A 15,424-nucleotide genomic window follows, 5' to 3' on the forward strand; every position below is an offset into this window, starting at 1 on the left:
CTCTTTTCTTGCGCTGCCTCAGGCCGCATCTGCCGCCAGAAGCCTCATATTCAGATGTTTGCCGTTGTGGCCGGTAATCGCAACCCGCGCAAGGGTGCGCGGGGCAAGATCAGGTGCCGCCACCAGCGTGAAATTGTCCGTATGGGCAAAACCATTGTTTTCAACAAGAATGGTCTGCACCGAACCGACCAATCCTTGCAGATGCGCCATCCTGAGCACTTCACCCCGCACGCGAAGCCTCGCTGCCCGCTCCTTCACAAGCACGCGGTCCAGTTGCGGCATGCGTGCGGCCGGCGTGCCGGCACGTGGGCTGTAGGGAAAGACATGCAGGCTGGAAATGCCGCATTCTTCCGCCAGCGTTGCGGCATTCTCGAACATCTCCTCCGTCTCGGTCGGAAAACCGGCGATCATATCCGCGCCGAAGGCCACATCGGGCCTGAGCGCCCGCACCTCATGACAGAAGCGGATGGCATCGGCACGTGAATGACGGCGTTTCATGCGTTTCAGGATCATGTCGTCGCCATGCTGGAGGGACAGGTGCAGATGCGGCATAAAACGCGGCTCATCGGCAATAAGATCCATCAGATGGTGGTCGGCCTCGATACTGTCGATGGAAGAAAGGCGCAGGCGCAGGATGTCGGGCACCTGCTTCAGCAATGTCTTGGCAAGATAACCAAGAGAAGGCTCACCCGGCAGATCGGCGCCGTAACTGGTCGCATCCACGCCGGTCAGCACGATCTCGCAATAACCGCTCTCCGTCAGCCTGCGCGCCTGATCCACCACCGCACCCATCGGCACGGAGCGCGAATTGCCGCGCCCATAGGGAATGATGCAGAAGGTGCAGCGATGATCGCAGCCGTTCTGCACCTGAATGAAGGCGCGCACATGCCCGTCTATGTGCTTGACCATCTGCGGCGCAGTCGCCTTGATGCTCATGATATCGTTGACACGCAGTTTTTCTTCCGCCGAAACGCCAAAATCCGGCAGCGCGCGATAGGAGGCGCTTTTCAGCTTTTCCTCATTGCCCAGCACCGCATCCACCTCTGGCATGTCGGCAAAGGTCTGCTTCTCGGTCTGGGCGGCACAGCCCGTCACGATGATGCGCGCATGTGGGTTGTCGCGCCGGGCGCGGCGGATCGCCTGACGAGCCTGTCGCACCGCTTCCCCGGTCACCGCGCAGGTATTGACCAGCACGGCATTGTTAAGCCCGGCCTTTTCGGCCTCCGCCCGCATCACTTCCGATTCATAGGTGTTGAGACGACAGCCGAAGGTTATGACCTCGACCCCGCTCATACAGCCCCCCGCTCGACAGCATCCCGCGCCCACAAGCCGGTAATGGGATCGACGGAGCCCGACCATTCCCATTCGGCCGGGCCGGTCATGATGACGTGGTTATCTTCACGCCAGTCGATGGTCAGCGGCACGCGGATCGGGCTTGAGGCGACATCGATGCTGACCTTGCGGCCGGTGCGGCCGGTGCGGGCAGCGGAAACAGCTGAAGCACAGGCGGCCGAACCGCAGGCAAGCGTTAGCCCGGCGCCGCGCTCCCAGGTGCGGGTGCGAAGCGCGCTGTCTGAAATCACCTGCGCCAGCGTGATATTGGCCTTTTCCGGAAACACCGGATGGTTTTCGAGCAACGGGCCGAAGCGTTCGAGATCGAACTCCATCGGATCACGATCAACCCAGAATACGGCGTGCGGGTTGCCCATCGACATCACAGCGGGCGAATGCAGGATCGGCGCGTCGATCGGCCCGATCTGCAACTCGATGCGGCTGGTATGGTGGAATTCTTCCGAAAGCGGAATGTCGCTCCAGCGGAAACGCGGGAGCCCCATATCGACCGATATCATGCCGTCTTCATGCTCGACGGCATTCAGGATACCCGCTACTGTCTGGAAGGTGAAGCTGGTCTTGCCGGTTTCGGACGACAGGGCCTGCACCACGCAACGCGTGCCGTTGCCGCAGGCCTGCGCCTTGGTGCCATCGCAGTTGAGGATGTCAATATAGGCATCCGTTCCCGCGATACGCGGATCGTGGATGGCCATGATCTGGTCGAACTGGGTGGCAGGATCGGCATTGAGGGCAATTGCTGCCTCTGGCGTGACCATATCCTTTCGGCCGCGCATATCGACAACCAGGATCTTGTTGCCAAGCCCGTTCATCTTCGCAAATTCGACCGTGTTCGCCATCGCTTTAAACCTGAAAACCGCTTTTCATACGGGATTTTCCCGTGCTTTCGCCCTATATGGCGGAAACACCGGCAAATTACCAGACTGTTGCGTCGCAAACGGGGTGGCTGTCAGGCGGAAGGCACGTCGAAAACCTCTCCGGGGCGCATCGGCCGGAAACGGCTCTCCTCCACCCCGTGTTCGGTCAGCGCTGCCTTGAGGGCCACAAGCGGCGCATCCACCGCCTCATCGGTGAGCTGTACCGTACCCCAATGGTGGCCGCAGACATGCGCCGCACCGCAAAGCTTCATGCCTTCCACGGCTTCCGCCGGGTTCTGGTGTTGGCCCTTCATGAACCAGCGCGGCTCATAGGCGCCGAAGGGCAGGTTGGCGAGGCGGAACTCACCATGCTTCTTGCGCGCGGCGTGATAGTTGAGGCCCTCGTGAAAGCCGGTATCGCCAATATGGTAGATTTTCCCACCCGGCGTTTCGATGACGAACGCCGCCCAGAGTGCCATGCGCCGGTCGTTCAGACCACGCGCCGACCAATGATGGCACGGCTCGAAGTGAATTTTCACCGCACCGGCATCAATCAGATCCCCCCAGTCGCCGACCTCGATACGCGCCGCCTCGACACCCGTGCGAATGATGGCATCATTGCCGAGCGGCGTGATGAAAAGCGGCTTATGCGCTACATGCAGGCGCTTGAGCGTTTCCATATCCAGGTGGTCGTAGTGATTATGCGTTACCAGCACCAGATCGATGGGCGGCAGATCCTCGAAACGGATACCGGGCGGATTGACGCGCTTTGGCCCGGCGAAGCTGAACGGGCTCGTGCGCTCAGACCATACGGGATCGACCAGAATATTCAGGCCTGCTGTCTGGATAAGAAAGGAAGCATGGCCGATGAAGGTGACACGCATGTCTTTACCCTCGACCCGGCTGTCCGGTTTCGCAAACGGAAACGGGCTCGCATAGCTTTCCGGCCACTTGGCGCGTTCACCATTGAAGCGCCATTTCAGCAGACCCATGAAGTTGCTGGGTGGCGTACCACCGGGATTGAAAAAGCGTATCCCGTCGAAATGATCGGAAATGGGGCCGCTATAATAGGCGCTGGCGCTTGAACGACGGGCATAAAGGCCGCCGCCCGCCAGAGCGAGCAGGCCAACAGCGGAAAAACGGAAAAATTTTCGACGGTTCATGACAAATGTATAGGGAGCAGAATGGCGCCGTTCAAGCGCCGCCTCTGACGGCCGACGACTGATCACGCAAAGATGAAATGCAGGCATTGTCGGGCGGAAACCAACGCTGCCTTGACTTTTCCGGCACTTTCCTGTTTATCCCGCCCATCAGCTGGCAGTTTCACGACTCCAAGCCGCCGACCGGGACCCGAAAAGGTATAAAGAGATCCCGGAGGTCAACACCCGACAGCGCGATGCGCCCTCGGGTGCTTTTTGGCTTTGCGTCTTGTTTTTGCCAGCGAAAGCACCGACGTTTCGGAAACCCGGAACGAAGAAGGAAAAAACGATGTTTGAAAACCTCCAGGACCGCCTTGGTTCCATTCTGAATGGACTGACCGGCCGTGGCGCGCTGACGGAAGCCGATGTTGCCGCCGCCCTGCGCGAGGTTCGCCGTGCGCTGCTGGAAGCGGATGTGGCCTTGGAAGTCGTACGTTCCTTCACCGACAGAGTGCGTGAAAAGGCCGTCGGCGCGGCCGTTCTGAAATCCATCAAGCCCGGCCAGATGGTCGTCAAGATCGTCCATGACGAGCTTGTCGAAATGCTCGGCACCGAAGGCGTCTCGATCGACCTTCATGCGGCCGCCCCCGTCGTCATCATGATGGTAGGTCTGCAGGGCTCGGGTAAAACCACAACCACCGGCAAGATCGCCAAGCGCCTGACCGACCGCGACAAGAAGAAGGTGCTGATGGCATCTCTCGACACGCGTCGTCCGGCCGCACAGGAGCAGCTTCGCCAGCTCGGCGTCCAGACCGGCGTCGACACGCTGCCGATCATTGCCGGCCAGTCGCCGACGGATATTGCCGCACGTGCCGTGCAGGCCGCAAAGCTCGGCGGGCATGACGTCGTCATTCTCGATACCGCCGGCCGCACACACATCGACGAACCCTTGATGCTGGAAATGGCCGACATCAAGAAGAAGTCCAATCCGCATGAAATCCTGCTGGTGGCGGATTCGCTGACCGGTCAGGACGCCGTCAATCTGGCGCGCAATTTCGATGAACGTGTCGGCATCACCGGCCTTGTTCTCACCCGCATGGACGGTGACGGCCGCGGCGGTGCGGCCCTCTCCATGCGCGCCGTCACCGGCAAGCCGATCAAGCTGATCGGTATCGGCGAGCGCATGAACGAACTCGACGAGTTCCACCCGCGCCGTATCGCCGATCGTATTCTCGGCATGGGCGACATCGTGTCGCTGGTCGAAAAGGCCGCCGAAAACATCGATGCGGAAAAAGCCCGCGCCATGGCCGAGAAGATGGCCAAGGGCAAGTTCGACCTCAACGATCTGGCCGACCAGCTTGCCCAGATGAAAAAGATGGGCGGCATGGGCGGCATCATGGGGCTGATGCCCGGCATGGCCGGCATGAAGGACAAGATGGCTTCAGCCGGCATGAACGACAAGATGTTCGATCGCCAGATTGCCATCATCTCCTCCATGACCAAGGCGGAGCGCGCCAATCCGGATATTCTGAAACACAGCCGCAAGAAGCGCATCGCCGCCGGTTCCGGCACCGATGCCGCTGAAATCAACAAGCTTCTGAAGATGCATCGCGGCATGGCCGACATGATGAAAGCCATGGGCGGCAAGGGCAAAGGCGGCATCATGAAACAGATGATGGGCGGCCTTGCCGGCAAGATGGGTCTCGGTGGCATGATGGGCGGCGGCATGCCTGATTTGTCCAACATCGATCCGAAGCAGCTTGAAGCGCTGCAGAAGCAGGCGGAAGCCGCCGGCCTTGGCAAGCCGGGTGGAATGCCCGGACTTGGCGGTCTGCCGGGCGGATTGCCGGGCCTCGGAGGCACAAAGCTGCCGGGTCTTGGCGGCATGCCGGGCCTTCCCGGCTTTCCGAAAAAGAAGTGAGGGGGACGCCAATGAACAATACAGAGGTGAAAGCCCAGCTTTCCGAATACCGCCAGTCGATCGACAACATCGATGCCGCACTGGTTCACATTCTTGCCGAACGTTTCCGCTGTACCAAGGCGGTGGGCGTGCTGAAGGCAAAGTACAATTTGCCGCCGGCAGACCCGGCGCGCGAGGAATACCAGATCGAACGCCTTCGCCGCCTGGCAAAGGACGCCAATCTGGACCCGGATTTCGCCGAGAAGTTCCTGAACTTCATCATCAAGGAAGTCATCCGGCATCATGAAGCAATCGCCGCCGAACATGGCGGCACAGAAAAGACCGCCTGAAAGGCGGACAAGCCATCCTAAGGAGTAAATGACATGGCACTGAAAATTCGTCTCGCACGCGGTGGTTCCAAGAAGCGCCCGTATTACCAGATCGTTGTTGCTGACGCCCGCTCGCCCCGCGACGGCCGCTTCCTCGAGAAGGTCGGTTCCTGGAACCCGATGCTTGCCAAGGACAACCCGCAGCGCGTTGAGCTGAAGGCTGACCTCATCAAGGAATGGATCGCCAAGGGCGCACAGCCGACCGACCGCGTTCTGCGCTTCCTCGCCGAAGCCGGCCTTGCCGAGCGCGCCGCTCGCAGCAATCCGGAAAAGGCAAAGCCGGGCAAGCGCGCCCTGGAGCGCGTTGCTGAAAAGAAGCAGAAGGCTGAAGATGCAGCCGCTGCGGCTGCGGAAGCCTCTGCTGCAGAATAATCTGCACGGAAACTTTTGAAGAACGGGTGGCGTGGATTTCCACGCCGCCCGTTTTTTGTTTATTTTGGCGTCAACAGACCTTAAAGCTGACGCAACCCAATACCAGAAGACGGACGGCCCGATGGCAAAGCTGGAAAACCCGATACTCATGGCAAAAATCGGTGGCGCGCAGGGTCTGCGTGGCGAAGTCCGTGTCAGCACATATACCGATGACCCGCTGGCGCTCGGCGATTACGGCAATCTGGTCAGCGCCGATGGCCGCATTTTTGAAATTCTGGAAATTCGCGAGGGTAAGAACGTTGTCATTGTGCGCTTCAGGGGCGTCAACGACCGCAATGCAGCCGAAAACCTGAATGGGCTCGAACTCTTCATCGAACGCGACAATCTGCCCGACGACGAGCTTGATGACGACGAATTCTATTATGCCGATCTCGAAGGGCTGGAGGCAGTTGATGCCGAAGGCAAGAGTTATGGCGCCGTCAGTGCGGTCTATGATTTCGGCGCGGGTGATCTGCTGGAGCTGAAGGGTGCGGGCCGTCGCCCGGCCCTCATTCCCTTTTCAGAGGCGGCGGTGCTGGAGATCGACCTCGAAGCCGGACGCATTCTTATCGATCCGATGGCCGCCGGCCTGATCGATAATCCCGACGACAAGGACGAAACCGGCGTACCGCCGTTCGGCAAGAAGTAACCGATGACCTTCAAGGCTACCGTGCTGACGCTTTACCCGGAAATGTTTCCGGGACATCTCGGATATTCGCTGGCCGGCAAGGCGCTGGAGCGGGGACAATGGTCTCTGGACGCCGTGCAGATCCGCGAATTCGCCACCGACAGGCACAGAAGCGTCGATGACACGCCCGCAGGCGGCGGCGCCGGCATGGTGCTGAAACCCGATGTCCTGGCCGCGGCCATCGACCACGTTTCCGATGGTGACACGCGCCCGCGCCTGCTGATGAGCCCGCGCGGCAAGCCTTTGTCCCAGAACCGTGTGCGCGAACTTGCGGCGGGTGACGGCGCAATCATCGTCTGCGGCCGTTTTGAAGGCGTCGACCAGCGGGTGATCGAGGCGCGCGCACTGGAGGAGGTGTCGATCGGCGATTACATCCTCTCCGGCGGTGAGCCGGCGGCGCTGACGCTGCTGGACGCCGTCGTGCGCATCCTGCCGGGCGTCATGGGCAATGACCTTTCCGGCGTGCATGAAAGCTTCGAGGGCGGGCTGCTGGAACATCCTCATTATACCCGCCCGCAGGTCTGGGAAGGCCGCGATATCCCCGCCGTTCTCACCTCCGGCAATCACGCCGTCATCGACAAATGGCGTCATGAACAGGCGCTGAAGCTGACGAAGGAAAGGCGGCCCGACCTTCTTGAGAAGCCTCAGGTCGAGACGAAATAATAAGCCGTCAGCACCAGCCCGACCGCAATCACCAGCCAGCGAATGACCCACTGCGGCACCCGCCGCGCCGTGTGCACGCCCGCATAGCCGCCAAGCGCTGCCGCGGGAAACATGATGAGCGCCGCCCACCAGGAGACAACACCGCCGCTGACGAAGATCGTAATCGCGATGACCGCGATCACCACCGACAGCAGGTTCTTCAAAGCGTTCAGATGATGATAGCTTCCGCCCGAAGTTATTCCGAGGATGGCAAGCATCATGATGCCCATTCCAGCGCCGAAAAAGCCGCCATAGATGGAGGCAAGCCCCTGGAAGACGAGGCTCGGCAGATTGCCGGGAGAGCGCTCGGTGCTTGTCTTCGGCCTGAGCCACGGGCCGGCGGCAAAAACGGCGGTGGCGGCGAGAAGCAGCCATGGAACCAGCTGACGAAAGGAGGGGTTGTCGAGCGACAGAAGCAGGAGCGATCCACCCAGCCCACCGACGACGGAAACAGCCGACAGAAGGATCGCCTCGCGCCAATGGGCGCGTATCTCCGGCCCATAGGCGATGACGGACGTGACGTAGCCCGGAAACTGCACGATCGCCGACGTGGCGTTTGCGACAATCGGCGGCAGGCCGGCCAGCGTCATCGCACCGAAGGTCAGGAATGTGCCGCCGCCGGCAATCGCATTGACGACACCTGACAGAAAGCCGGTTGCAAACAGCATGAGAACGATGAATATGGACATGGCCCCTCCCAAGGTTTTCATGCCATATCCGGCCGAAAGCCGCTTCGCAACTGTCGGAGCGCGGTGAAGAATTGATAAAAATTGTCATGAAGGGATGACAAACGGTGCATCCTCGTGTATGTGCCCGCGTGGAATTGGGGTTTCCCCCTTTAACCGCAAGCAAAGAATGGCGAACCCGCTCCTGCCGCAAGGCATGGCCTGAAGGCATCGACCGACAGGCAACCGTTGAGCGCTCTGGCTGTTTCAGAAGAAATCAGAGGTTAACATGACCAATATCATTCAGCAGCTGGAAGCCGAACAGGCTGCCAAGATCGAAGCAAAGCGCACCCTGCCTGAGTTTTCTCCGGGCGACACGCTGCGCGTCAACGTGCGCGTTACCGAAGGTAACCGTACCCGCGTTCAGGCTTATGAAGGCGTTTGCATCGCCCGTTCCGGCGGCGGCCTTTCCGAAAGCTTCACCGTTCGCAAGATCTCCTACGGCGAAGGCGTCGAGCGCGTATTCCCGATCTACTCGCCGCTGGTCGAAGGCGTTGAAATCGTTCGCCGCGGTAAGGTTCGTCGTGCGAAGCTCTACTATCTGCGCGACCGTCGCGGCAAGGCTGCCCGTATCGTTGAAAACACCGGTACGCGCGCCCGTAAGCTGAACGAGTCCGAGCGCCAGGCAGCTGCCGAAGAAAAGGCACGTCTGGAAGCTGAAAAGGTAGCAGCAGCACAGGCTCTCGCCGCCGAAAAGGCAGCAGCCGAAGCTGCTGAAGCCAAGGCAGCAGAAGAAGCAGCAAAGGCTGCAGAAACCGCAGCGGAATAAGATTTCCAGTTTACTGGATTTACGGAAAAGGCGGTCTTGGGACCGCCTTTTTTGTTGCGCTCACATGTCTTGCTCTCGCTCCGGCAAGCGTGCAATTTGAGAAAAATCGCTCCGGAGCCTTTCATGATCGCCAGACGCCCGTTCCTCGCCGCCCTCGCCGTATTGGCCATGACGCCTGCACTCGCCGGCGCCGTCGATCTGCCGGATCTTGAGGGACGCACCGTCGTCGTGGTCACGGAAAATGCCTATCCGCCGCTGCAATTCATCGACCCGAAAAGCGGAAAAGCCATCGGATGGGAATATGATGCGATGGAAGAGATCGCCAGACGGCTGAATTTCAAGGTCGAATATCAGAACATTTCCTGGGACGCGATGATCCAGTCAGTTTCTGCGGGGCAATACGACATCGGCATGACCGGAATCAGCATCAAGGACGACCGCAGGGAAAAAGTGGATTTCTCCGTCCCTTATATGCGTTCGGAAATGTTCATGCTGGTGCGGGCAGATGAAAACCGCTTTACCGACGCGAAAAGTTTCGCCGCCTTCGATAAAGGTCTTGTTGGCGCACAGGCCGGCACCACGCCCTTCTACACGGCCGTTTACGATGTTCTGGATGGCAACGAGCAAAATCCGCGCCTTCGCCTGATGGAAACCTTCGGCGCCGGCGTTCAGGCGTTGAAAACAGGCGATGTCGACCTCGTGCTTACCGATGGTGTTGCCGGCAAGGGTTATGTCGATGCGTCAAACGGCACGCTCAAACTGATCGGTGGTCCGCTTGGCGGCGATGACTTCGGTTTCATCTTCAAAAAAGATTCCGATCTCGTTGCCCCTGTCAATGCCGCGATCGCGGCGCTGAAGGCGGACGGCACCTTCGCCGCACTCGATAAGAAGTGGTTCCTCGACTACAAGCTTGGCGAATGACGCTGCACGACGCCACAACAAAGCGGAACACGCAGAACAGCACGAGCGAGGATTTTCCCTGGTGGCTGCTCGCGATCCTCGTGATCGGCATTGCCCTTGCCGCGATGATCGCTGTCAATGGCATTTACACGCAGGTGTTCAGCACCGTGGCAAAAGGTGTCGGCATCACGGTTTCCGTCACGCTCACGGCCTTTATGCTGGCAACATTGCTCGGCCTTTGCATCGCCCTCGTCGGAATGGCCGATAATATCGTGGCACGGCAAGTGGCGCGGTTTTACATCGAAGTGGTTCGCGGCATACCGATCATCGTTCTGCTTTTCTACATCGCTTTTGTGGGAACGCCAGGCCTGGTGGCACTCTATAACGGGCTGACTGCTCCGCTTGTCTCACAGGGATGGGTGGAGCCTTTGCTTGTGCGGGACGTATCATTGATCTGGCGGGCGATCATCGCACTGACCATCGGTTATGCGGCTTTCATTGCAGAGATTTTCCGCGCCGGCATACAGGCCGTTCCGGACGGGCAGATCGAGGCAGCAAAGGCCCTCGGTTTCAGCCGCTATCAGCGCTTCAGGCTGATCACTCTGCCGCAGGCGACCCGGACGATCTTTCCGCCGCTGTCGAACGATTTCGTGTCGATGGTGAAGGACAGCTCACTTGTTTCGGTGCTCGGCGTCACCGACATCACCCAAATGGGAAAAGTCTATGCCGCCGGTTCTTTCCGGTTTTTCGAGACCTATTCGATCGTCGCCTATATCTACCTGATCCTGACCATAGGCCTGTCACTGATATTGCGGCGGATTGAAAAGGCGATGCGCTCGAAACAAGGATGAGGGAAAGGGGACAGCCGGAAGCAATCCGGCTATCCCTCTCTTTTGGTTCAGGCGGTTTGAGCCTGATTGCCCATCTTGCGGGTGGCGATGATGACTAGCACACCGGCAAGCGCGAGGCAGAAGGCAAGGAAGAACATCGGCGCAATGGTGCTGCCGGTCTGATCCTTGATCCAGGGCACGACGTTTTGCGCCACGAAGCCACCGAGATTGCCGACCGAATTGATGGCGGCGATACCCGCAGCAGCGCCCGCTCCCTTGAGGAAGCGGCCGGGCAGGCTCCAGAACACCGGCTGGCCTGCAAAGATACCTGCAGCGGCGATGCAGAGGAAAGCGAACTGCAACACCGGGTCGCTCAGCAATGCCGACATCAGCAGGCAAAACGCGCCGATAAAGGCAGGACCAACGATATAGGGCGTCTTGTTCTTTGCCTTATCGGCCGCCAGAGGCACGACGAACAAGGCAACGGCAACGATCACCCAGGGGATGATGTTGATGAAACCGTTCGCGGTGTTGGAAACGCCAAAGCTCTTCACGATGGTTGGAAGCCAGTAGCTGAGACCATAGGCGGCCAGCGGAAATCCAACATAGCAGAGCGACATGAACAGAACCCGCGGATTGATCAGGGCTTTGAAGCCATCTTCCGCATGCTCTTCCATGCCCTTGTTCTCTTCGGCAAGCCGGTTCTTCAGCCAGTCCTTCTCGTCCTGCGACAGAAACTTGGCCTTTTCGGGCGTATCATCCAGATAGAAGAAGGTGGCTATGCCAGCGATCACAGCCGGAATACCAGTGGCAAGGAATACCCATTCCCACCCGGCATAACCGAGGAAACCGTCTAGATCGAGCAACATGCCGCCGAGCGGCGCGCCGATGGCATTGGCGAGCGCGCTGAAGATCATGAACAGGCCGATCATGCGGCCGCGATAATCGCGCGGGAACCAGAGCGTCATCAGGAACAGCACACCCGGGAAGAAGCCCGCCTCGCAAAGCCCGAGCAGGAAGCGCAGGATGTAAAACATCGTGGCGTTCTGCGTATAGGCAAGCGCGATGGTGACGGCCCCCCAGGAAACCAGAATGCGGGCAAACCATTTGCTGGCGCCGAAGCGGTTGAGGAACAGGTTGCTCGGCACTTCGAAGATGAAGTAGCCGATGAAGAACAGCGACGCGCCAAGACCATAGGCGTATTCGCTGAGGCTCAACGCATCGACCATCTGCAGCTTGGCATAGCTGACATTCTGTCGGTCAATATAGGCGATGAGATAGAGAAGGCCAAGAAACGGCATGAGCCGCCAGGTGATCTTCGAGATAAGGGCCTTTTCGGATACCATATGCTTTCCTCCCTTCGATTTCTCGTCGAATGCAAATGATAAGGGAACCCATCTATATGTGCGCTGCAAAATAGGCAAGTTGCGTTGCATCATAACAACTGCAAAGCGTTGCTGGGCAGGCCGTCTCGCCGTGATGCAGTGCATAGTGTTGGCACGATCCTGTCCTTCAGCCTGTCTCCTGCGCATTCATGTTGCCGTAAAACCATCGATCTGCTATGAAAGTTGCCATGGGATCTAAATTCGGATGTCTCGCTCAGAATGTGTATGTGCTGCAGGACCACAAGCGTCTGCCGGCACGCTTCTTTGCGCGCGTTTCCGGGGCGCTCACCAGCCGACTTAGGCTCGCCTGACAGCACCGCTGTCCACCGCCTTACTGAACCCTATTATCCTTTTCCATGACAAGGCACAGAGCCATGAGCGCACCCCGCACTTTGTATGACAAGATCTGGGACGACCACGTCGTCAATCGCGACCCGGATGGAACCTGTCTTCTCTATATTGACCGTCACCTCGTTCATGAGGTGACGAGCCCGCAGGCCTTCGAAGGTCTGCGCATCGCCGGCCGTCCGGTGCATTCGCCGGCCCGCACGCTCGCTGTGGTCGATCATAACGTGCCGACCACCGCCGACCGGCTGGAAGGCATCAAGAACGAAGAAAGCCGCATTCAGGTGGAAGCGCTGGCGCAGAACGCCAGGGACTTCGGCGTTGAATATTATTCCGAACGCGACAAGCGCCAGGGCATCGTTCACATCGTCGGTCCCGAACAGGGTTTCACCCTGCCGGGTATGACGATCGTCTGCGGCGACAGCCACACCTCCACCCACGGCGCATTCGGCGCACTGGCGCATGGCATCGGCACCTCCGAAGTAGAGCATGTTCTGGCCACACAGACGCTGATCCAGAAGAAAGCCAAGAACATGCTGGTGCGTGTCGATGGCAAAATCCCCGAGGGCGTTACCGCCAAGGACATCATCCTTGCCATTATCGGCGAGATCGGCACCGCCGGCGGCACCGGCCATGTCATCGAATTTGCTGGTGAGGCGATCCGTTCGCTCTCCATGGAAGGTCGCATGACGGTCTGCAACATGACCATCGAGGGCGGCGCCCGCGCCGGCCTGATTGCGCCTGACGAAACGACCTTCGAATACATCAAGGACAAGCCGCGTGCGCCGAAGGGCGAAACGCTGGAACAGGCGATCGCCTACTGGAAGACTCTGAAATCCGACGAGGGCGCCCATTACGACAAGGTCGTCATCCTCGATGCGGCCAATCTTCCGCCTATCGTCTCCTGGGGCTCTTCTCCGGAAGATGTAACCTCTGTTCAAGGCATTGTTCCCAATCCCGACGACATCGAGGAAGAAAACAAGCGGGCCTCCAAGTGGCGCGCGCTTGACTACATGGGCCTCAAGCCCGGCACGCGCATTACCGATATCGCCATTGACCGCGTCTTCATCGGCTCCTGCACCAATGGCCGCATCGAGGATTTGCGCGCCGCGGCCAAGATCGTCGATGGCCGCAAGGTGGCTCCCAGCGTTTCGGCCATGATCGTGCCCGGATCCGGCCTTGTGAAGGAACAGGCGGAAAAGGAAGGACTGGACAGGATTTTCCTCGACGCCGGTTTCGAATGGCGCGAGCCCGGATGTTCCATGTGCCTCGCCATGAACGACGATCGCCTGAAGCCCGGCGAGCGCTGCGCCTCCACCTCGAACCGCAATTTCGAGGGCCGCCAAGGCTATAAGAGCCGCACCCACCTCGTCTCCCCCGCCATGGCGGCGGCGGCGGCGATTGCGGGTCATTTTGTTGACGTTCGTGAGTGGCAGTGATTGCCGGGTGAAGGCCTGAACATAAAACCCCGGGGTGATCCGGGGTTTTTGTTTATTCAGAGATGATCTTTACCCTTTGCCCGGGCTGAATCGTGGCCGTGGCGCCCATCGCGTTTATCATGCGGAACATGTCAAGCTTCCGCTCCGTTCCCATCATCCGCGCCGCCATCGTGGCCACGGTTTCACCCGGCTTCACCGTCACCACCCGCACTCTAAGCGGCTTCAGGGAGGCGATCTCCTGCGGCGTCATCTTGCGGAAACTGGTGCGCAAGGTATTGGCGATGGAATCGAGTTGCGTATTGCCCTTCGGCACCGCGGTCAGGAACCGGAATATCTGCTGGCCGACGCGGATGACCGTGACGTCGAAATCCCATTTATCCGCGCTTGCCCGGGCTGTCGCGGCCTCCAGTCCGTTGATCTGCGTTTCCTTTACCGTTTCAGGCAGCAGGCCGGCGACCCAGCCGCTCGTCAGGTAATTGGCAAGACTCGTCTGTTTCGGATCGGCGACGCCGTCGAAACGGATTGCGACCTCGCCCGGCCCTGTCGCCAGCACAGCCTCAACCTTGTTGTCGATCACGAAACCTTCCGGCACGTCGAAACGAATGCCGAGCGTTCCATGCAGGAATGTCTGGCCGCGGACATAACCTTCCTGCGGGCTATCGCCGTAAAGCAGCCCGTCTATACCGTCCAGAAACCAGTCTCGGCCACGATCTCCGACCTGGCCTTCCTGGCCGAAGGCACGGGCATGCCGGCGCGCAAGCTCGATGCGCTGTGGTGTATTGGGGTGACTCGAAAGGAAGTCGAGGCTCTGGTCGTTTTCCGGATCGGCCGAAGAGAACCGCGCATAGGCCGCCATGGAATCAAGAAAGCGCGGCGATGCGTAAGGATCGTAACCCGCCTCGCCAAGCATGCGTACCCCGATCACATCCGCCTGCAACTCCTGCTGGCGCGAAAAAGCTGCAAGCCGCAGCTTGCCACGGGCCAGCGCCTGCTTGCCGGCGAGATCGCTGGACAGGACCTCTGCAACCACGCGGCTCGCAATCACTTCCGCTTCTTCGCGGCGCTGACGTTCGATCCCGTGGTTGGCGGTGACGTGACCCATTTCGTGCGACAGCACGGCCGCCACTTCCGAGGCGTCATTGGCGAGCGCCAGAAGCCCGCGCGTCACGTAAAGATACCCGCCGGGCAAAGCGAAAGCGTTGATGGCGGGCGAATTGAGAATGGTGATGCGGTAGGATTGCTGCGGATTTTCGGAGACGGCCGTCAGCGCTCCGGCAATCCGGGCGACAAGCCGCTCCGTCTTGGCATCACGATATTCGCCGCCATAGCTTGCCACGATGCGTGGATGTTCGCGTGCGCCCATCTGCGCGCGCGGATCGTTCTTCTGAACCTCTTCCACCGTCTGCGGATTGTCCGAGGGACGCAATGTGGACTGGTAGGCCGGGCTGAAAAGAGATTGGCACGATGACAGCAACACGGCAGAAGCGGTCAGCGCGGACCACGCCGCAGCGAGCCGGCCGGAACGGCGAAGGCCTGAACCGGAGAAGAGCCTCCGCTGTGCAGTCATGCTATTTTTCATTCTCTATGCCTGCCCC

At 59.7% G+C, this 15,424-nt stretch carries 15 protein-coding genes; 9 read left to right on the forward strand and 6 right to left on the reverse strand.

Going from position 1 to position 15,424, the window contains the following annotated elements:
• Window positions 1-18: 18 nt before the first annotated feature.
• From mtaB to BTN45_RS12435, 3 genes are all read right to left on the reverse strand, one after another.
• Entirely contained in the window at window positions 19-1,293 is a 1,275-nt protein-coding gene (gene mtaB, locus BTN45_RS12425; protein WP_207588119.1) for a tRNA (N(6)-L-threonylcarbamoyladenosine(37)-C(2))-methylthiotransferase MtaB, read from the reverse strand.
• A complete protein-coding gene (dapF, locus tag BTN45_RS12430; RefSeq protein ID WP_207588121.1) occupies window positions 1,290-2,189 on the reverse strand; it encodes a diaminopimelate epimerase in 900 nt (299 codons plus the stop codon). Before dapF ends, mtaB begins: the two co-directional genes overlap by 4 nt.
• A gap of 110 nt (window positions 2,190-2,299) precedes the next feature.
• Window positions 2,300-3,370 carry an MBL fold metallo-hydrolase gene (locus BTN45_RS12435; RefSeq protein WP_207588123.1) on the reverse strand — a complete coding sequence of 357 codons (1,071 nt, stop codon included), beginning with the start codon at window positions 3,368-3,370 and terminating at the stop codon, window positions 2,300-2,302.
• Window positions 3,371-3,695: 325 nt separating this feature from the next.
• Here BTN45_RS12435 and ffh point away from each other — a divergent pair, with 325 nt between their 5' ends.
• From ffh to trmD, 5 genes are all read left to right on the forward strand, one after another.
• Window positions 3,696-5,267, forward strand: a complete 1,572-nt coding sequence (ffh, locus tag BTN45_RS12440) for a signal recognition particle protein (RefSeq protein ID WP_004443941.1) — start codon at window positions 3,696-3,698, stop codon at window positions 5,265-5,267.
• 11 nt (window positions 5,268-5,278) lie between these two features.
• Window positions 5,279-5,596, forward strand: coding sequence for a chorismate mutase (locus BTN45_RS12445; protein ID WP_045533390.1), 318 nt, complete (start codon window positions 5,279-5,281; stop codon window positions 5,594-5,596).
• A gap of 33 nt (window positions 5,597-5,629) precedes the next feature.
• Entirely contained in the window at window positions 5,630-6,007 is a 378-nt protein-coding gene (gene rpsP, locus BTN45_RS12450) for a 30S ribosomal protein S16 (RefSeq protein ID WP_004443943.1), read from the forward strand.
• Between the two features lie 121 nt (window positions 6,008-6,128).
• Window positions 6,129-6,695 (forward strand): ribosome maturation factor RimM, encoded by a 567-nt coding sequence (gene rimM / locus BTN45_RS12455; RefSeq protein WP_207588125.1) that lies wholly within the window; start codon window positions 6,129-6,131, stop codon window positions 6,693-6,695.
• A gap of 3 nt (window positions 6,696-6,698) precedes the next feature.
• Window positions 6,699-7,397, forward strand: a complete 699-nt coding sequence (gene trmD / locus BTN45_RS12460) for a tRNA (guanosine(37)-N1)-methyltransferase TrmD (RefSeq protein ID WP_004443947.1) — start codon at window positions 6,699-6,701, stop codon at window positions 7,395-7,397.
• Here trmD and BTN45_RS12465 read toward each other — a convergent pair.
• The gene (locus tag BTN45_RS12465; RefSeq protein ID WP_004443948.1) at window positions 7,379-8,125 is read right to left on the reverse strand and encodes a sulfite exporter TauE/SafE family protein; all 747 of its coding nucleotides are present in this window, start codon (window positions 8,123-8,125) and stop codon (window positions 7,379-7,381) included. The two genes, trmD and BTN45_RS12465, sit on opposite strands and share 19 nt — an antisense overlap.
• Window positions 8,126-8,390: 265 nt before the next feature.
• On the opposite strand from BTN45_RS12465, the gene rplS reads away from it, so the two are divergent.
• From rplS to BTN45_RS12480, 3 genes are all read left to right on the forward strand, one after another.
• Window positions 8,391-8,930, forward strand: coding sequence for a 50S ribosomal protein L19 (rplS, locus tag BTN45_RS12470; protein ID WP_003505101.1), 540 nt, complete (start codon window positions 8,391-8,393; stop codon window positions 8,928-8,930).
• A gap of 123 nt (window positions 8,931-9,053) precedes the next feature.
• The gene (locus BTN45_RS12475; RefSeq protein ID WP_207588127.1) at window positions 9,054-9,851 is read left to right on the forward strand and encodes a transporter substrate-binding domain-containing protein; all 798 of its coding nucleotides are present in this window, start codon (window positions 9,054-9,056) and stop codon (window positions 9,849-9,851) included.
• Entirely contained in the window at window positions 9,848-10,681 is an 834-nt protein-coding gene (locus BTN45_RS12480) for an amino acid ABC transporter permease (RefSeq protein WP_137069027.1), read from the forward strand. Before BTN45_RS12475 ends, BTN45_RS12480 begins: the two co-directional genes overlap by 4 nt.
• Before the next feature lie 47 nt (window positions 10,682-10,728).
• Here BTN45_RS12480 and BTN45_RS12485 read toward each other — a convergent pair whose 3' ends face one another.
• Window positions 10,729-12,006: an MFS transporter gene (locus BTN45_RS12485; protein ID WP_022556971.1), complete on the reverse strand. Its 1,278-nt coding sequence runs from the start codon at window positions 12,004-12,006 to the stop codon at window positions 10,729-10,731.
• 413 nt (window positions 12,007-12,419) lie between these two features.
• On the opposite strand from BTN45_RS12485, the gene leuC reads away from it, so the two are divergent.
• Window positions 12,420-13,829 (forward strand): 3-isopropylmalate dehydratase large subunit, encoded by a 1,410-nt coding sequence (leuC, locus tag BTN45_RS12490; RefSeq protein WP_107340289.1) that lies wholly within the window; start codon window positions 12,420-12,422, stop codon window positions 13,827-13,829.
• 52 nt (window positions 13,830-13,881) lie between these two features.
• On the opposite strand, the gene BTN45_RS12495 is transcribed toward leuC, so the two are convergent.
• The gene (locus tag BTN45_RS12495) at window positions 13,882-15,396 is read right to left on the reverse strand and encodes a M48 family metalloprotease (RefSeq protein ID WP_034500057.1); all 1,515 of its coding nucleotides are present in this window, start codon (window positions 15,394-15,396) and stop codon (window positions 13,882-13,884) included.
• Window positions 15,397-15,424: the final 28 nt, after the last annotated feature.

Source organism: Rhizobium sp. ZX09, from assembly GCF_017357485.1.
In the GTDB taxonomy this organism is placed as follows: Bacteria; Pseudomonadota; Alphaproteobacteria; order Rhizobiales; family Rhizobiaceae; genus Agrobacterium; species Agrobacterium pusense.

Coding starts and splice junctions, on each gene's coding strand:
- mtaB (WP_207588119.1), bottom strand. CDS start 1,293: ATGAGCGGGGTCGAGGTCATAACCTTCGGCTGTCGTCTCAACACCTAT.
- dapF (WP_207588121.1), bottom strand. CDS start 2,189: ATGGCGAACACGGTCGAATTTGCGAAGATGAACGGGCTTGGCAACAAG.
- BTN45_RS12435 (WP_207588123.1), bottom strand. CDS start 3,370: ATGAACCGTCGAAAATTTTTCCGTTTTTCCGCTGTTGGCCTGCTCGCT.
- ffh (WP_004443941.1), top strand. CDS start 3,696: ATGTTTGAAAACCTCCAGGACCGCCTTGGTTCCATTCTGAATGGACTG.
- BTN45_RS12445 (WP_045533390.1), top strand. CDS start 5,279: ATGAACAATACAGAGGTGAAAGCCCAGCTTTCCGAATACCGCCAGTCG.
- rpsP (WP_004443943.1), top strand. CDS start 5,630: ATGGCACTGAAAATTCGTCTCGCACGCGGTGGTTCCAAGAAGCGCCCG.
- rimM (WP_207588125.1), top strand. CDS start 6,129: ATGGCAAAGCTGGAAAACCCGATACTCATGGCAAAAATCGGTGGCGCG.
- trmD (WP_004443947.1), top strand. CDS start 6,699: ATGACCTTCAAGGCTACCGTGCTGACGCTTTACCCGGAAATGTTTCCG.
- BTN45_RS12465 (WP_004443948.1), bottom strand. CDS start 8,125: ATGTCCATATTCATCGTTCTCATGCTGTTTGCAACCGGCTTTCTGTCA.
- rplS (WP_003505101.1), top strand. CDS start 8,391: ATGACCAATATCATTCAGCAGCTGGAAGCCGAACAGGCTGCCAAGATC.
- BTN45_RS12475 (WP_207588127.1), top strand. CDS start 9,054: ATGATCGCCAGACGCCCGTTCCTCGCCGCCCTCGCCGTATTGGCCATG.
- BTN45_RS12480 (WP_137069027.1), top strand. CDS start 9,848: ATGACGCTGCACGACGCCACAACAAAGCGGAACACGCAGAACAGCACG.
- BTN45_RS12485 (WP_022556971.1), bottom strand. CDS start 12,006: ATGGTATCCGAAAAGGCCCTTATCTCGAAGATCACCTGGCGGCTCATG.
- leuC (WP_107340289.1), top strand. CDS start 12,420: ATGAGCGCACCCCGCACTTTGTATGACAAGATCTGGGACGACCACGTC.
- BTN45_RS12495 (WP_034500057.1), bottom strand. CDS start 15,396: ATGACTGCACAGCGGAGGCTCTTCTCCGGTTCAGGCCTTCGCCGTTCC.